Source organism: Paenibacillus sp. FSL H8-0332 (assembly GCF_037963835.1).
Classification (GTDB): domain Bacteria; phylum Bacillota; class Bacilli; order Paenibacillales; family Paenibacillaceae; genus Paenibacillus_AQ; species Paenibacillus_AQ rhizoplanae.
This window is the reverse complement of record NZ_CP150145.1, coordinates 5,451,076-5,468,257: the sequence shown is the minus strand read 5'-3', so window position 1 is coordinate 5,468,257 and position 17,182 is coordinate 5,451,076. Positions and strand designations below refer to the sequence as shown.

9 protein-coding genes are annotated in these 17,182 nt (G+C 54.6%); 8 read left to right on the top strand and 1 reads right to left on the bottom strand.

What is annotated here, in order from left to right; translation table 11 throughout:
* Nucleotides 1-828 precede the first annotated feature (828 nt).
* The 5 genes from hisS to NST43_RS23525 all read left to right on the top strand — a co-directional run bounded on the left by hisS (nt 829) and on the right by NST43_RS23525 (nt 8,600).
* On the top strand, nt 829-2,088 hold the full coding sequence (gene hisS, locus NST43_RS23545) for a histidine--tRNA ligase (RefSeq protein ID WP_209994232.1): 1,260 nt from the start codon (nt 829-831) through the stop codon (nt 2,086-2,088).
* Between the two features lie 50 nt (nt 2,089-2,138).
* Entirely contained in the window at nt 2,139-3,917 is a 1,779-nt protein-coding gene (gene aspS / locus NST43_RS23540) for an aspartate--tRNA ligase (protein WP_209994233.1), read from the top strand.
* 19 nt (nt 3,918-3,936) lie between these two features.
* Complete coding sequence (locus NST43_RS23535) at nt 3,937-4,695, top strand: tRNA threonylcarbamoyladenosine dehydratase (RefSeq protein WP_209994234.1); 759 nt, start codon at nt 3,937-3,939, stop codon at nt 4,693-4,695.
* A gap of 189 nt (nt 4,696-4,884) precedes the next feature.
* Nucleotides 4,885-6,186, top strand: coding sequence for an NCS2 family permease (locus NST43_RS23530; protein ID WP_209994235.1), 1,302 nt, complete (start codon nt 4,885-4,887; stop codon nt 6,184-6,186).
* Nucleotides 6,187-6,395: 209 nt separating this feature from the next.
* Nucleotides 6,396-8,600, top strand: coding sequence for a UvrD-helicase domain-containing protein (locus NST43_RS23525; RefSeq protein ID WP_339219719.1), 2,205 nt, complete (start codon nt 6,396-6,398; stop codon nt 8,598-8,600).
* A gap of 1,051 nt (nt 8,601-9,651) precedes the next feature.
* Here the strand turns inward: NST43_RS23525 and NST43_RS23520 are convergent.
* The gene (locus tag NST43_RS23520; protein WP_339219718.1) at nt 9,652-11,667 is read right to left on the bottom strand and encodes a methyl-accepting chemotaxis protein; all 2,016 of its coding nucleotides are present in this window, start codon (nt 11,665-11,667) and stop codon (nt 9,652-9,654) included.
* 612 nt (nt 11,668-12,279) lie between these two features.
* On the opposite strand from NST43_RS23520, the gene NST43_RS23515 reads away from it, so the two are divergent.
* The 3 genes from NST43_RS23515 to NST43_RS23505 all read left to right on the top strand — a co-directional run bounded on the left by NST43_RS23515 (nt 12,280) and on the right by NST43_RS23505 (nt 17,179).
* Complete coding sequence (locus NST43_RS23515; RefSeq protein WP_209987564.1) at nt 12,280-12,570, top strand: CD3324 family protein; 291 nt, start codon at nt 12,280-12,282, stop codon at nt 12,568-12,570.
* Between the two features lie 206 nt (nt 12,571-12,776).
* Complete coding sequence (locus tag NST43_RS23510; protein ID WP_209987567.1) at nt 12,777-14,081, top strand: replication-associated recombination protein A; 1,305 nt, start codon at nt 12,777-12,779, stop codon at nt 14,079-14,081.
* Nucleotides 14,082-14,440: 359 nt separating this feature from the next.
* Nucleotides 14,441-17,179 carry a glycoside hydrolase family 9 protein gene (locus tag NST43_RS23505; RefSeq protein WP_339219716.1) on the top strand — a complete coding sequence of 913 codons (2,739 nt, stop codon included), beginning with the start codon at nt 14,441-14,443 and terminating at the stop codon, nt 17,177-17,179.
* Nucleotides 17,180-17,182 lie beyond the last annotated feature (3 nt).

Below are 17,182 nucleotides of genomic sequence, written 5' to 3'. Positions count from 1 at the left end.
TAGACAGGAATAGAGTGATGGTGTAACCTATGGATGAGCATGACAGCGGAGATTTGGACGGATTGGTGAAACGCTTTCTTTTCTGTAATGCAACTGTAACACTACATTCATGATTCCTTAATATAGCGTGTTTATAATAGAAGCATGACCCCCTTTTTTATAATATATGATGATGGACCTGCAGCAATCGGCTGCAGGTCACTTTTTTGTTTTTAGGGGATTACAAGCAACATAGTTATTATGTTAATTTGAGCGATTAACGAGGCATATGCAGGTGCATAACGGAATCTGAGTCCGGTTAACGCGTGATTATGGATTTTTTGCCCCAATAGCGGAATCTCAGTCCTCTTGGCTGAAGGAACGCTGGCTGGTGGCAGCTTATTTTATTCAATCCTTGACTTTAGCGCAGTGGTTCAGTAGAATCTAACAGTATAGGTAAGTTTATATTGTTTTGATGACGGGACCAAGTAATCCGTAACCCACAACCCCAGAGAGGAATCCCGCAGATCATGGCTGTCGTCCAGGTAAGGAGGACACACGCTGATCCGCACGGCTGTAAGGATTCTGTTGATGAACGGACGAATGACCTCCCCGAGAACGCACGGCGAACGCAGGCAGCAGGATTGCCTACAGTCAGTAGCCGATTGCGCGTAGGCGGGCGTTAACCGCTTTGAGCGGAGCTTACGCAGAGCAAGTTGCTAAGCCCGGAATGTGGGTGGTACCACGGGTGAATTATTGGTTATGATAATCCCTCGTCCCTGTTTGTAATTGAACAGGGATGAGGGATTTTTTGCTGTTTTTAGGGGTTATTTTCAGGAGGGATAGACTGTGGCTAAAGAAAGATTCGAGAAACCTACAGGTACGCAGGATGTACTTCCGGGTGCAGTAGAGAAATGGCAGGTAGTGGAGGCCAAGGCAAGAGAGCTGTGCCGCCGCTTCAATTACCGGGAGATTCGTACCCCGCTGTTCGAGCACACTGGGCTGTTCGAGCGCGGAGTCGGTGAAACAACGGATATTGTAGAAGGTGAGATGTATACCTTCAAGGACAAGGGCGACCGCGATCTGGCGCTTCGTCCCGAAGGGACAGCAGGCGTGGTACGCGCGTATGTCCAGAACAAGCTATACGGGGAGCCGGATGTCAGCAAGCTGTATTATATCGGACCGATGTTCCGTTATGAACGTCCGCAGGCCGGCAGATACCGCCAGTTCCATCAGTTCGGTATCGAAGCCTTCGGCGCGGTGGACCCGGCGATTGATGCTGAAGTCATCTCGCTCGGGTACCAGTTCTACATTGATCTGGGGCTGAAGGATGTGCGGGTGGAGCTGAATTCCGTCGGCAACGCACCCAGCCGCGCAGCATACCGCGAGAAGCTGCTGGATTTCCTGAGACCGATGAGAGAGAGCCTGTGCAGCGACTGCCAGCGGCGGATGGAGCGCAACCCGCTGCGCGTGCTGGACTGCAAGGTCGATCAGGACAAGTTCGGTGGAGCGCCTTCCATTCTGGACAGTCTGGATGAAGAGTGTACGGAGCATTTTGCAAAGGTGAAAGGGCACCTGGATGTGATGGGCGTGGAATACAGCATCAACCCCCGCCTGGTACGCGGCCTTGATTATTATACGCACACAGCGTTTGAGTATAAAGCGGCAGGCATCGGCTCCATCGACACGGTGGGCGGCGGCGGCCGGTACAACGGTCTGGTCGAGGAGATCGGCGGACCGGATCAGCCGGGCATCGGGTTCGGGATTGGCCTGGAGCGGATTCTGCTGATTCTGGAGAATCAGGGTGTGACGCTGGAAGCGGCGAAGCCGCTGGATGTGTATTTTGTCGCACTGGGCGAATCGGCAGATCTGGAGATCACGAAGCAGCTGTTCCGTCTGCGCAGCCTTGGATTCTCTGCGGAGCGCGATTACCTGGGACGCAAGATGAAGGCACAGATGAAGTCGGCAGACCGCATGTCGGCCCGGTATACGGCGATACTTGGCGAAGATGAGCTGAATAATGGCGTCATCGCACTGAAGTCGATGGAGACCGGCGAGCAGCGGACTGTGAAGCTGGACGAGCTGGCGCAAGCGCTGATTCAGAATTAGGCGAAAAGGCGAGCATATGTAATTTTAAACATGAAGGGGTAGGATAAAAGATGACCAGAAGCCATAACTGTGGACAATTAACGACAGCGAGCATCGGTGAGACAGTAACATTGAACGGTTGGGTGCAGACCCGCCGTGATCTTGGAGGCGTGCTATTCATTGATTTGCGCGACCGCACAGGGATTGTACAGATCGTATTCAACCCTGACTATTCCGGAGAAGCGCTGCAGATTGCCGATAAGGTCCGCAGTGAATACGTGCTGGCCGTAACGGGTAAGGTGGTTAAACGGGACGATGAAACCGTGAACCGCAACCTGCCGACCGGGGAGATTGAAGTGCAGATTACAGATATTGAAGTGCTGAATGCCGCCAAGACCCCTCCGTTCTTCATCGAAGACGGGGTGGAAGTGGATGAATCGCTGCGGATGAAATACCGTTACCTGGATCTGCGTCGTCCAGAGATGCACAAGACGTTGTTGCTCCGTTCTAAGGCAGCGAAGATTTTCCGTGATTTCCTGGACAACGAAGGCTTTATTGATGTGGAAACTCCAATTCTGACCAAAAGCTCGCCGGAAGGCGCACGTGACTATCTCGTGCCAAGCCGTGTGCATGAAGGGGAATTCTTCGCGCTTCCGCAGTCCCCGCAGATCTATAAGCAGCTGCTGATGGTCGGCGGTATTGAGCGTTATTATCAGATGGCCCGCTGCTTCCGCGATGAGGACCTGCGCGCTGACCGCCAGCCGGAATTCACGCAGTTCGATATTGAGACCTCATTCATGCCGCAGGATGAGCTGCTGTCGATGATGGAGAAGCTCATGCAGCGTCTGCTGAAGGAGACGATCGGGGTTGAGGTAGCTTTGCCATTCCAGCGGTTGACGTATGCCGAAGCGATCGGCAAATATGGTTCTGACAAGCCCGACCTGCGGTTTGGCCTGGAGCTGGTAGAGATGAATGATATCGTGGCATCCAGCGGCGTCAAGGTATTCGCTTCCGTGATCGAGAAGGGCGGAGAAGTGAAATGTCTGAACGCCAAGGGCTGCGGCACATGGACCCGTAAGGAGATTGACGATCTCGGACCTTATGCTGCCCGTTATGGCGCCAAGGGCTTGGCCTGGATTCAAGTCAAGGACGGGGAGTTCAAGGGACCGATTGTGAAATTCTTCTCCGAGGAAGAAATCGCTGCCGTGAAGGAACGCACAGGTGCCGAGGATGGCGACCTGCTGCTCTTCTCCGCTGATACCAAGAAGGTGGTAGCCGATGTGCTTGGCGCCTTGCGTCTGAAGATTGGCCGTCAGCTTGGTCTGATCGACGACAGTGTGTTCAAATTCGCCTGGGTAACGGAATTCCCGCTGCTCGGCTACGATGAGGACCAGAAGCGTTATGTGGCTGAGCATCATCCGTTCACACGCCCGATGGACGAAGACCTGCATCTCTTCGATACCGATCCCGGCGCGATCCGTGCGCAGGCCTATGACATCGTACTTAACGGCTACGAGGTGGGCGGCGGTTCCCAGCGTATCTACAAGCGTGACGTTCAGGAGAAAATGTTCGATGCGCTCGGCTTCACGCAGGAATTGGCTTATGAGAAGTTCGGTTACCTGATGGATGCCTTTGAATACGGCACGCCTCCGCATGGCGGCATCGCGTTTGGCTTCGACCGCCTGATTATGCTGCTGGCGGGCCGCACGAACCTGCGTGAGACCATTGCCTTCCCTAAGACGGCAAGTGCAACGGACCTGTTGATGGATGCCCCATCCCCTGTGGATGCCGGACAACTGGAGCAGCTGCATATCAAGCTGGCACCGAAACCGGAGAAAGAAAAGAAATAAATCATAGGAGGCTGACATCATGCTGAATCAGTTCTCGCGTACAGAGCTGGCGATCGGGCCGGAAGGCCTGGCGATCATGAAGAACAGCACAGTGGCTGTGCTGGGGATCGGCGGAGTTGGCGCTATGGCAGCGGAAGCGCTGGCCCGGACCGGCATCGGCCGGATTATCCTGATTGATAAGGATTCGGTGGATATCACCAACATCAACCGCCAGCTTCATGCGCTCACGACGACCATCGGCCAGAACAAAACTGATCTGATGGTGGACCGCATCAAGCTGATCAACCCGGAATGCGAAGCGATTGCGCTGAATATGTTCTACACCGAAGAGACGTATGAGGAGCTGTTCAAATACAAGCTGGACTATGTGATTGACGCTTCGGATACGATTATCTATAAGATTCACCTGATCAAGGAATGTCTAGCCCGGAAGATCCCGCTGATCTCCAGCATGGGCGCGGCCAACAAGATGGACCCGACCCGCTTTCAGGTCGCCGACATCTCTAAGACCACCATGGACCCGATTGCCCGGGTGATCCGCACCAGACTGCGCAAGGAAGGCATCAAGAAGGGCGTGAAGGTGGTCTTCTCCACCGAGAAGCCTATGAAGCCGCGAGAAGATGTGACGGAGCAGATTGTGCCTGCGAATGCGCCGGACCGGCGCAAGGCGAAGCAGCCTCCGGCCAGTACTTCTTTTGTACCTCCTGTAGTCGGCCTGATTATGGTCAGTGTAACGGTACGGGATTTGCTCGAAACGGGCGGCATTACATTTGAATGAATTCTATCAGGTAAAAGGGTGTGTAGCCGGTTTCCGGCTATATGCCCTTTTATTACGGTATGTTTTGGGGCCCCCCGCAAAGTACCTGAGTAAACATCGAAGCAAACCCTCACTTTGTGGGGATATTTTACGGCTTTTAGATGGAGATACTTGACATCACATGAGATGAACTTAAGTGGAGGTTGTTACATGAAATCGAATATTTGGCGGAATAGTGTGGGAATGGAACCGGGCGACAACTGGAAGCAGGAATGGGCGGCCGGCATCCTGTCGTATTTCGCTTCGGTATATATTGTGATGGTGAACGCGGCGATCCTGGCAGATGCAGGCATGCCGCTGCGGGCCGGGATGGTTGCCACGCTGCTGACAGCGGTGACAGGCTGCCTGCTGATGGCTTTTGGCGGCAAAACACCGATCATCGTCGTTCCGGGTATGGGAATCAACGCTTTTTTCACCTATACGCTGGTGCATTCCATGAAGCTGGACTGGCGTGAGGCGCTTGCCGTTGTGGTGGTGACGGGTGTGCTGTTTGCCATTGTGGCCTTCACCTCTCTCTACCGTATCCTAAGCGACGCGATTCCCCATAATCTGCAGCATGCGATAACGGTTGGCATCGGGCTGTTCCTGACCTTCATCGGCCTGCAAAAAAGCGGGATTGTCATTGCCCACGCCACCACCTTTGTCGCCATCGGGCATTTCAGTGATCCGGCCGTCATTACTTCGGTGGTGACCCTGCTGCTGGCGCTGGTACTGTTCATCCGCGGCACGCGCGGCGGTCTGCTGATCAGTATGCTCGTGGGCACAGGGCTTGCCTATCTGCTGGGAGCCGCCCATGCGCCGAAGAATACCGAGCCGGGGCATGTGTTCAGCGGTTACGGCAGCGTGTTCGCCAGTATGGACTGGAGCGGATTCGTCAGCCTCGTCTTCTGGATTGCCGTTTTCCTGCTGCTGCTGATTGTGGTGTTTGAGAATATCGGCCTGATCGCTTCCCAGACGCTGATGGCAGGACGCCCGGAACGCTTCAAAAGCAGTCTGCGGGCGCTCTCGCTCGCCAACATCGCGGCAGGTCTGTTCGGCAGCAGTCCGGTGGTCGCCGCTGCCGAATCCACCGCCGGAATTGCGGCAGGGGGCCGCTCCGGCTTAACCTCACTCGTCACCGGCCTGCTGTTCGGGGCGACCTTCCTGTTCATCCCGCTGCTGGCTTATGTGCCGGACAGCGCGATTGCGCCGATTCTGATTGTTATCGGCGGCCTGATGGTGCAGAGTGTGCGCGAGATGGATCTCAGCGACATGACGGAGCTGTTCCCGGCGTTCCTGGTCATGGTGATGATTCCCTTCACTTATAGCATCGTGGACGGCATGGCGTTTGGCTTCATCACCTATCCGCTGGTGAAGCTGGCTACCGGCAAAGGCAAAGAGGTTCCTCCTGCATTGTACGGCATTGCCGGACTGTTCATTGCGAACTTCGTGCTGCATGCGCTGATGGGCTAACGGCAAAGGCGGGAGGGGGGGAGCGCTGCTTCCCCTTCTGCTTCCGCTTATTCGCAGCGCGGGCAGCAGTTTGAAAAATATGGCTTTCCCCTCTCTGCTGTGTTATGATGTACAGCTCACATAACTTAAGGTGCATGCTTCTGGAGCGAGTTTTGCTCGGAGAGATTCAGGAAGCGAATGCCCGCAAAACTTTTAGGAGGTAACTGAAATTGGAAGACAACTTTCAAAGTGCCTATCAAGAGGAAGAAGACAGGCTGAACCACGCGCTGACAGAGATTGACTCTACCCTTGAACGATTGCGCGGAACTCCGGTCTACACAGGACACGATTATACGGAGCAAGTGCTGGAGGATTCAAGGGAGCAGAGGCGCAAAGATCTTGCCAAGCTTAGGCAGGAGCCTTATTTCGGACGGCTTGATTTTCAGGGCAATGACGAGCAAGACCGCAAGGCACTCTATATCGGCAAAATCGGCGTAGACCGCGAGCAGGTAAGCGACCGTCCGCTTGTCATTGACTGGCGGGCACCGGTGGCGAGCCTGTTTTATTCTTTTACCGGAGGAACGGAAGCAGCCTCGTATGAAGCACCAGAGGGGCTGATCGAAGGGCTGGTCTATCTCAAGCGTAACGTGGTGATCCGCAAGCAGATCCTGGAGCGGGTGGCGGATACGTATAACCGTGACAGCGACGCACCGGCGGTATCGGATGAATTCCTGGTCTACCGGCTGGGGGAGAACAAGGATAACCGGCTGCGGGACATCGTCTCCACGATCCAGGAGGAGCAGGACAAGATTATCCGGGCGGCCAAGAACACGGCGCTGATCATCCAGGGGGTCGCGGGCAGCGGTAAGACCACCGTTGCGCTGCACCGGCTGGCGTTCTTATTGTATCAATACAAGGAGCAGGTCTCGGCGGAGAAAATGATAATTTTTGCCCCCAACCGCATGTTCCTGGACTATATTTCAGATGTGCTGCCGGAGCTGGGCGTGGGGAACATTGCCCAGAGCACGTTCCCGGACTGGGCGGCCGAGGTGCTGGATGTGGACTTGCCGGAGCAGGATGCTTCGGAGGTCATGAGCCGCTGGTTCGAGACGGCGGGAGCGATGCCGGTCATCACGGAGGAGACCCCCGGGCGCTTCAAAGGCTCGACGGTGCTGATGAGCGTCATTGAATCCAGCGTCAAGCTGCTGGAGACCAGCGCTGTGCCGGAGGGCGATTTCAGCCCTTGGGATGGGGCGGTGCTGAGCCGCCAGGTGATTCTGCGCTGGCACAACGAGGAATATGCGCCGTATCCTCCGGCGAAGCGCAAGGAGCGCGTGATGGCGCGGCTGCACCGCTGGATCGAGATGGAGCTTAAGAAGAGTCCATCAGCGGCTGCGCTGAAGGAGCGCAAGAAGAAGGGGGCGGCACGCGAGAAGGCTTACAGCGCCAAATGGCCGAAATACGAGCCGCTCGCCATCTACAAGCAGATCTTCCGGGCGGCGAAAGCGCCGGAGGACTGGCCGGCAGCAGCACCGGAAGAGATTCCGCCCGCCGTGCTGAAGGAGACCGTCAAGGAGCTGAAGAAGGGGGTTTTGCGCGAAGAGGATCTTCCTCCGCTGCTCTATATCCATTATCTTCTGAATGGCAATGAGGGTATCGAGCGCTTTGACCATATCGTAATCGATGAAGCGCAGGACTTCTCCCCGTTTCAGATTGCCGTACTGGATCTATATGTGAAGGGACATTCCTTCACCATTCTGGGGGACTTGTCGCAGGGCATCCACGCCTACAAGGGAGTACATGCGTGGAGAGAGATGCAGACGCTGTTCGCTGAAGAATACACCGCATACCACGCACTTACCCGAAGCTATCGCTCAACGATGGAAATTATTGAATTCGCTAACGGCATTCTGTCGGCGGGCGTCGGCAGTGAGCTGCTGGCCGTTCCGGTCTTCCGCAGCGGGAATCCTGTGCGGCTGATCTCCTATGAGGAGGATGTGCTGCCGGGAACGGCTTCAGGCACGGACAAGCGGCTCAGCGCGGTCAAGAGCGCGCTGGCGCAGCTCTCCGGGCGCGAATACCGCACAGTAGCGGTATTAACCCGCAGCCTGCGGGAAGCCTCTGTGCTGTACGCTGAGCTCGCCACGCAGTTCGAGGATCTTCATCTGATTGACGGCAGCATCACGGAATACCGCGGCGGCTTGTCGATCCTGCCTGTCTACTTGTCCAAGGGACTGGAGTTCGATGCCGTCATTCTGGCAGATGCAGACAACGCCCATTACGGAGCGGCGGCCTGGGATGCGAAGCTGATGTATGTAGGCTGCACACGTGCCCTGCATGAGCTGTGGCTGCTGCGGGGCGGCGAATTGCCGCCTTACGTTCAACTGAACGCAGAGGAGACCGTCTCCGGCTGGCCGGAGCTTGAAGGGAACTAAGGCGTAGTGCAATCTTAAAAAACGAAAAGAAACCTCTCTTTGGTGAAATGGAATCTGCCATTTCACAGGAGAGGTTTCTTTGGTACACCGAGGTCGATTAGATGGTCTACATGGTGAGAGTAGGCTTGCTGGTGAACTAGACTACATGGTGAAACCAGGCTAGCTGGTGAGATTGGAGGGATAAATCCCTCTGATTCAGCCGAGATCAGGCTAGACGGTGAGATCAAAGGGATTAGTCCCTCTGATTCTGTTGAAATCAGGCTAGACGGTGAGAACAAAGGGAAAAATCCCTCTGATTCAGCCGAGATCAGGCTAGACGGTGAGATCAAAGGGATAAGTCCCTCTGATTCAGCCGAGATCAGGCTAGCTGGTGAGATCAAAGGGATAAGTCCCTCTGATTCAGCAGAGATCAGGCAGCTGGTGAGATCAAAGGGATTAGTGCACCTGAATTTACTGGACGCAGCCCAAATGGGCAAATAAGGAACACTAGTGCACCTGAATTCACCGGATGCGGGTCAGATGAGGAAATAAAGAGCACTAGTGCACCTGAATTCACCGGATACGGGCCAGATGAGGAAATGAAGAGCACTAGTGCACCTGAATTTACTGGACGCTATCCAAATGAGCCAATGAGGAGCACTAGTGAACCTTATTACGCCAGATGCCGACAGAGGTAGGCGAATGTTGAATGACGAATGGGGAGGTTGCTTAAAGAATTCACGGGTCGCATAAGTTCTTCCATCATGGATTAAGATTGAGTGGATTCTGCCGCTTAAACAGCGGAGTGTCCCCCAAGCGCCTCCCTAAGCTAACCAATCGTCCGTCCCCAAGCCGCCTCCCTAAGCTAACCAATTGTCCGTCCCCAAGCCGCCTCTCTAAGCTAACTAATCGTCCGTCCCTAAGCCGTCTCTCTAAGCTAACTAATCGTCCGTCCCCAAGCCGTCTCTCTAAGCTAACCAATCGTCCGTCCCCAAGCCGTCTCCCTAAGCTAACCAATCGTCCTCAGAAGCATCAGCCGGATACTATCTACCACATATCCTTCCCCTTGGGCTTAAGCCTTGCCCTTCGGCTCGAAGTGGAACCGCTCCACCTGTCCCTGCATATCCGCAGCCATGCCGGAGAGCGCCGCAGAGGAGGAGGTGATCTCCTCCATCGAAGCAAGCTGCTCCTCGGTAGCTGCGGTTACACTCTGGAAGGAGTCGAGTGCAGCCCGGGCGATGGTGGCCATCTCCTGGACGGAGGCGGCTACTTCGGAGCTGCTGGCCGACATTTGCTCCGTAATGGCCGAGACCTCATGAATCTGCTCACCGACCTGCCGGGTGGACTGCTCGATCTGCTGGAAGGCTTCGCTCGCCTCCAAAGTAAGCGCCATGCCCTGCTCCACATCCTCTGCCACCTTATGCTTCATCACATCATAAGCGCTGGCGATCAGACCCACCATCTCGGAGATGGTCTCCTGAATCTGCCCGGCACTGCTATTCGTGGCCTCCGATAGCTTGCGCACTTCACCGGCAACCACGGCGAAGCCGCGGCCGTGTTCTCCGGCCCGGGCCGCCTCGATGCCGGCATTCAGCGACAGGAGATTGGTCTGCTTGGCAATGGCGGAGATCGCCGTGCTGGTCTCGGCCACTCGGGTGCTTAAGCCGTTAAGCTCTGCGATCAGGGTGCCGGACTGCTGCACCGATTCTCGTATCGTCTTCATTTGTTCCCCGACCTGCTGCATTCTGGAGCTGCCGGTGGAGACATCCGTTTCCGTAAGTATAGCGGCGCTCACAATCGCCTCTGAAGCGGAAGCGATTTTCTGGATACCGGTGGACATCTCCTCCATCGTTGTAGCGACTTCAGCAGAAGCATAGGCCTGGGTCTCCACGCCCCGGGTAGATTCCTCGACCAGCTCCGTCACATACTCGACCGCCTTGCTGTTCTCGGCCGTGCTGGCTGTGAGCTGTTCACTGGCAGCGGCGAGCTGGCCGGAGGTCTCGGCAACCTCCTGCACCATCGTGCGCAGCGAAGAGACCATTTCATTATAATTGCCGGCAAGCTGACCGATCTCATCCCTGCGGCTGGTCTGGACGAATTCATCCAGATACCCTTCGCTTACCCGCTTGGCCGAACGATTCAGGCGTTCTACCGGCCCGGTAATCCGGCGGATAATCAGGAAGGTAATCACTGCGGCAAGCAGCAGCGCAACCACCAGAACGATAGCTGACTTGTACAGAATCGGGTAGACCGCCTTCGTATATTCACTCTCCGGAAGCACTGCGGCCAAGGTGAAGCCGGTCAGCTCATTGGTAATGTAATATCCGTCCATTTGCGTATCGGCTGCAGCATCTTTGTAGGAGATTTTACCTGCCGGACCTTGCTTGATTCCTGCTGTCATTGCGCCTGTGGCTTCCGAAGCAACCTCCATGGCAGGGTGGTAGATCGCCTTGTTATTGCCGTCCAGGATGAAGACATATCCGCTATCGCCCAGACTGACATTCTTCGCCAGCTCCATAAGCTCCTTCATGCTGATGCTGATCGTAACCACGCCCTTACCATCCGGAAAAGCCTTGGAGATCGGCAGAATGTAGCTGTTCGTTACTTTGGAGAAAATGGGATCGATCACCGATGTTGTCTCCGGGGTCTTAAGTGCATCTATGTACCAGTCGCGTACGCGGGGATCATAATTGTCCAGCTTGGAATCCGGCGCGAACATGTATTTTCCATCCTCGTTGCCTATCGCCACGATATCTACCTCAGGGTGCTCCAGCTTGAAGCTGTCAATCAGCTTGCGCAGCTGTGGAGAATTGTTCGTAAGCCCGGCGCTGCTCATCTCGTATGCCAGCTCATTCACCCCGGCGCTCTCCAGCAGGATCAGCTGCGACAGTGTTTTATCCAGGAGGTGGATGCTTGAGCGTGTGGTGTCTTCCATTTTGGAGCGCAGAGCCGATTCTGAGGTTTGTGTCGATATGGCCACCAGAGCCAGTGAGGGCAGCACAATAGCTGTAATGATAAGCAGCATCAGTTCAGTTCTGAGCTTCGTGATACGGAATAGGCGCTTAAGGGGTTTTTTCGGTGTTGGCATGGTAGTTCCTCCTGAATTTCTGAATGGATGGTAGTTAAAATTTATTTCCATATCTCGAAGTAACTAGATATTTTAATATATATTTCGACAGAGATCGACTAAATAATTAGTATTTCGTCAAAAAAATTAACTCTAATTCTTCTGGAATTCTTCCTCTTTCCAAAGGAGTGCGCGTGCCAGCCTTCAGGTGGAGAACGATTATAACTATTCTTGAACTTGTAACCCGGGGCGGCCTGTGGCTTAATAATAAGTGTCCGGCCGGGCAAGATTACTTCTGGAAGGAGGCTGAAGATTATGTTTTCAGAATACGAGGTGGTTTCCGTCTAAGACGGAGACCTGTTAAACGGGAGGCCGCGAGGCCTCCTTATGTATAACGAGCGAACACGAGCGGATATGTAATTCCGGCTACTACAATATATAGAATGACACTGACCAATTACTGACAGATCGCTGATCCATAATGAATGTAGACGATAACCGCAGGGTTTAATATAATGAATTTAGGTGATTTACCAAATTTGAGGAGAAGAAAGGAGGCAGGTGGAATGATTATTCAGAACAGCACAGTGATCGGACTGAACGGAACACACCTGTTGAAGGAGGAAATTGAACGTGAGTTACGTCAATGGAAAGGATGTGCTCCCCCCGGGGCTGCTCGAAGAGCTGCAGGGTTACATACAGGGTGAGCTGTTATACATCCCGAAGAAAGCGGAAGAACGGGTAAGATGGGGCGAGAACAGCGGCTCCCGGCAAGAGATTGCTGCCCGCAACGAAGAGATCTTCTGTAGTCACAGCAGCGGCTGCTCGGTGAACGAGCTACAGAAGAGATATCACTTATCCGAAGAAAGCATCCGCAAGATCATTTCAAAAATGCGGCAAATGCGGCTGGCGATGAACCGCTAGTTTAGAACTTATATGAGTTCAATTATAGAACAAAGAGCATGGCTCCCGCCGGTGGCGGCGGGGTCATGCTCTTTTTAAAAATAAAAGAATTCCCCCCCTAAAAGGACGGCAAAGCCATTTCCACTTGCGTCCAGCACAGGTATGGTATGATAGGAGAAGTGTATGTATTCTATCTAAATCTTAGATGATAGCAAGGAAGTGTAGGAATGGATTTATTCTCGCAGGGTGAAGATCAGGGAAGCGGACGGCTGCTTGCAGACCGGATGCGGCCCGGTAATCTGGATGAATATATCGGACAAGAACATATTGTAGGCAAGGGCAAGCTGCTGCGCAGAGCGATTGAAGCGGACCAGGTCTCTTCTATCCTGCTGTACGGGCCTCCGGGCTGCGGCAAAACCACTCTGGCCCATATCATATCGCATCACACCCAAGGTGAATTCGTGCGGCTGAATGCGGTGGAGGCTTCGGTTAAGGATGTGCGGGAGGTCATTGAACGCGCACAGAGCAATAAGGCGCTGTACGGCTCGAAGACGATTCTGTTCCTGGACGAGGTACACCGCTTCAACAGCTCCCGCCAGGATGCGCTGCTGCCGGCCGTGGAGAAGGGCACGATTACCTTCATCGGTGCGACAACGGAGAATCCGTTCCACTATGTGAACGGGGCCTTGATGAGCCGCTCGACCTTATTCCAGCTGGAGTCCCTGACCAGCGGGCATAGCCTGATCGCGATGAAGCGTGCGCTTGCTGACGATCAGCGGGGGCTAGGCTTCATGGATCTGAAGGCAGATGAAGACGCGCTGCTGCATATCGCCGCCATGGCGAACGGCGATATCCGCCGTGCCTTGAATGCTCTGGAGCTGGCGGCGATGACTACGGCCCCTGAGCGTGACGGCAGCGTGCATATTACGCTGGAGGTAGCGGAGGAGTCGATCCGCCGCCCGATTGTCAAAGCGGACGAATCGACGCAGTACGATGTGCTGTCTGCTTTTCACAAAAGCATCCGCGGCTCCAGTGACGCCGCCCTGTTCTGGTTTCTCTACGCGGTGGAGAAGCTTGGCATGGACCCGATGACCTTCATCCGTCGTCTGATCGCGGCCAGCAGTGAGGATATCGGTCTGGCGAACCCGCAGGCGATGGTCCAGGCAGTTAGTGCGCTGGATGCCTACCGTAATAACGGCTGGCCGGAGGCGAAGCTGAATATCGCTCAGGCGATTCTATTCGCCGTAGAGAGTCCGAAATCAGACGGGGTAGTGACCGCTATCGCCAACGTCATGAACAGTCTGGAGGATCTGAAGTCGGCCGAGGTGCCGCTGCATTTGCGGGATACCCATTACAAAGGTGCGGCCCAGCTGGGGCATGAGGGCTACCAGTACCCGCATAATTTCCCTGGCCACTATGTGAAGCAGGACTATCTGCCGAAGGCAATCTCCCGCAAGGTCTTCTATCAGGCTACCGAGCAGGGCAACGAGGCCAAGATCCGCCATAACCAGCAGCTGCGGCGCGGGCAGTAGGGCTTCGATGAAAGTTCGCTCCGTCTGCTCCAGCCAACTGTACATTTTACAAATAGAGAGCAGTCATTCTCCATAACTGGAGGCGGCTGCTCTTTTTGACGCTGTAAATATGATGGAAATGGAAATATTTTTACAAAAAAACCGGTATTCTCAGAAAAATATAATGTAAATATATAGAATTAATTTACTGTATGTGGTATATGTGTAGGTAGGGGGGATTTACCTTAATTTGTAATATGGAGGTGGTAAATGGAACGTGCCCAAATACTATGTCTAATTATGGACACTGGGGAGGTATTTGTGCGTGCCTGAGTCCTGACGGACTGAACAAGTAAGCAATCGAAGGGAGATGAGTAAGGATGAGTCAAAGTAAACGGAAGACCGGCTGTATCGCATCGCTAAGCCTGATGTTAGCCTGCACGATTGTAACAGGGACGGCTGTTCGCCCGTCTGTCACCGAAGCCGCAACCGCCGGAGTCAATTATGCAGAGGCACTGCAAAAATCGATCTATTTCTATGAGGCACAGCGTTCGGGTGAGCTGCCGGCGAACAACCGCGTGGAATGGAGAGGTGACTCGGGGCTGCAGGATGGTGCCGATGTCGGCCATGATCTGACGGGAGGCTGGTATGACGCAGGGGATCATGTCAAATTCGGCTTTCCGATGGCGTATACTGCGACCATGCTGGCATGGTCGGTCTATGAATACAAGGATGGTTACGTGCAGTCCGGGCAGCTTGATGAGATTCTGGACAATATCCGCTGGGCCACAGACTATTTTGTGAAAGCGCATACTGCGCCGAATGAGCTATGGGGACAGGTAGGTAACGGTACGGCAGACCATAACTGGTGGGGACCGGCGGAGGTCATGCCTATGGCGCGCCCGTCCTACAAGATTGATGCTGCCCATCCCGGCTCGGATCTGGCTGCCGAGACTGCCGCCGCCCTTGCCTCGGCTTCCATTATTTTCAGGGATTCAGATGCCGCTTATGCGGACAAGCTCCTGCTGCATGCCAAGCAATTATACAATTTTGCTGATACGTACCGGGGGGTTTACTCCGATACCATCACTGACGCCAAGCAGTATTACAATTCCTGGAGCAGCTATGCCGATGAATTAAGCTGGGGCGGCGTCTGGCTGTATATGGCGACCGGCGAGCAGAGTTATCTGAACAAGGCTGTCGCCGCCAGCAATCTGTGGGGCACGAATCAAGCCGGAGACTGGGGTTATCAATGGACCCAATCCTGGGATGACAAGCATTACGGTGCGCAGCTCCTGCTGTCCCGCATTACGAATGATCCCAAGTTCATCCAGTCCACGGAACGCAATATGCAGTTCTGGACGACCGGGGTGAACGGCACCTCTGACCGGGTAGCGTATACTCCAGGCGGGCTGGCCCATCTGGATCAATGGGGGGCGCTGCGTTATGCAGCCAACCATGCTTTTCTGGCTTTTGTCTATGCAGACTGGGTTACTGATCCGGTGAAAAAAAATACCGCCCAGGCCTTCGCAGAGCGCCAGATTAACTATATGCTGGGCGATAATCCTCGCAATAGCAGCTATGTGATCGGCTTCGGCGCGAATGCACCTGAGCATCCTCACCACCGCACCTCACACGGCTCCTGGAGCGACAGCCAGACCACTCCGGCCAACCACCGGCATGTGCTCTATGGCGCACTCGTTGGCGGACCCTCCAAGACCGATGCTTACACCGATACGATCAGCGATTATGTCTCTAATGAAGTTGCAACCGATTACAATTCAGCCTTTACCGGCTCTCTGGCCCGGATGATGATGCTTCACGGACAGGGGCAGAGCCCGCTTGCGAACTTCCCGCCGGCCGAAACGCGTGAGGATGAGATGTTCACGGAAACTTCCGTGAATGCGAGCGGCAGCAATTTTGTGGAGATCCGCGCGGTTCTCAATAACCGTTCAGCATGGCCTGCCCGCTCGAGCAGCCAGTTGTCCTTCAATTACTATCTGGACATCAGCGAAGCTGTTGCGGCGGGATATGGTCCCGGCGATATCACTGTTAAGGCCGGTGGCTATAACCAGGGAGCCACTGTCTCACAGCTGCTGCCTTATGATGAAGCGAACCATATCTATTACACCAAAGTAGATTTCTCCGGCACCCCGATCTATCCGGGCGGACAGTCTGCTTACCGCAAGGAGGTTCAGTTCCGGATTGCAGCACCGCTGAACACGACGTTCTGGGACAACAGCAATGACTTCTCCTTCAAGGGAGTGGCTGCGAATGCTTCCTCGGGAACGAAGAACCCGTATATCCCGGTATACGATGCAGGCGTCAAAGTATACGGGGAGCTGCCTTCCGGCGGTGGAACACCAGGTGAACCGCAGGTTCCGGGACGTCCGGCCGGCCTTCAGGCTGTGCCTGGCAATGCCAGTGTGGCCTTGAGCTGGAATACGGTCAGCGGTGCATCCAAGTATACAGTCAAGCGCTCGCTGGTGAGCGGCGGACCGTACACTACAGTGGGTACGGCTACTTCAGCAGTCTACAGCGACAGCGGACTGACGAACGGAGTGGACTATTATTATGTGGTAACCGCTTCGAACAGCGTAGGGGAGAGTACAGCGTCTGTACAGGCTACGGCCCGTCCGCGCGAGGACACCACGCCAACGACAGGAGCCTTACGCGTGCAGTACCGTACCAATGACACAAGTCCTGGCGATTCACAGATCCGCAGCCAGTTCCGGATTGTTAATACAGGCACAGAAGCCATTTCGCTGAGCGGTCTGAAGCTGCGTTACTATTACACTGTTGACGGGGACAAGCCGCAGGAATTCCACTGTGACTATGCTGCTGTCGGCAGCGGGAACCTGAACGGAAGCTTCGGGAAGCTTAGTGCTCCTGTTACCCTGGCCGACTCTTATCTGGAGATTTCTTTTGCGGCAGGAGCAGGAAGCCTGGCGCCAGGAGCAGACAGCGGGGAGCTTCAGGTACGCTTCAACAAGGCAGATTGGACGGCCTACAATGAGAGCAACGACTATTCCTATGGCGGAACCCAGCAGACCTTCGCGGATTGGAACAAAGTCACTCTGTACCGTGCAGGAACACTTGTCTGGGGCCTCGAACCCTAAACC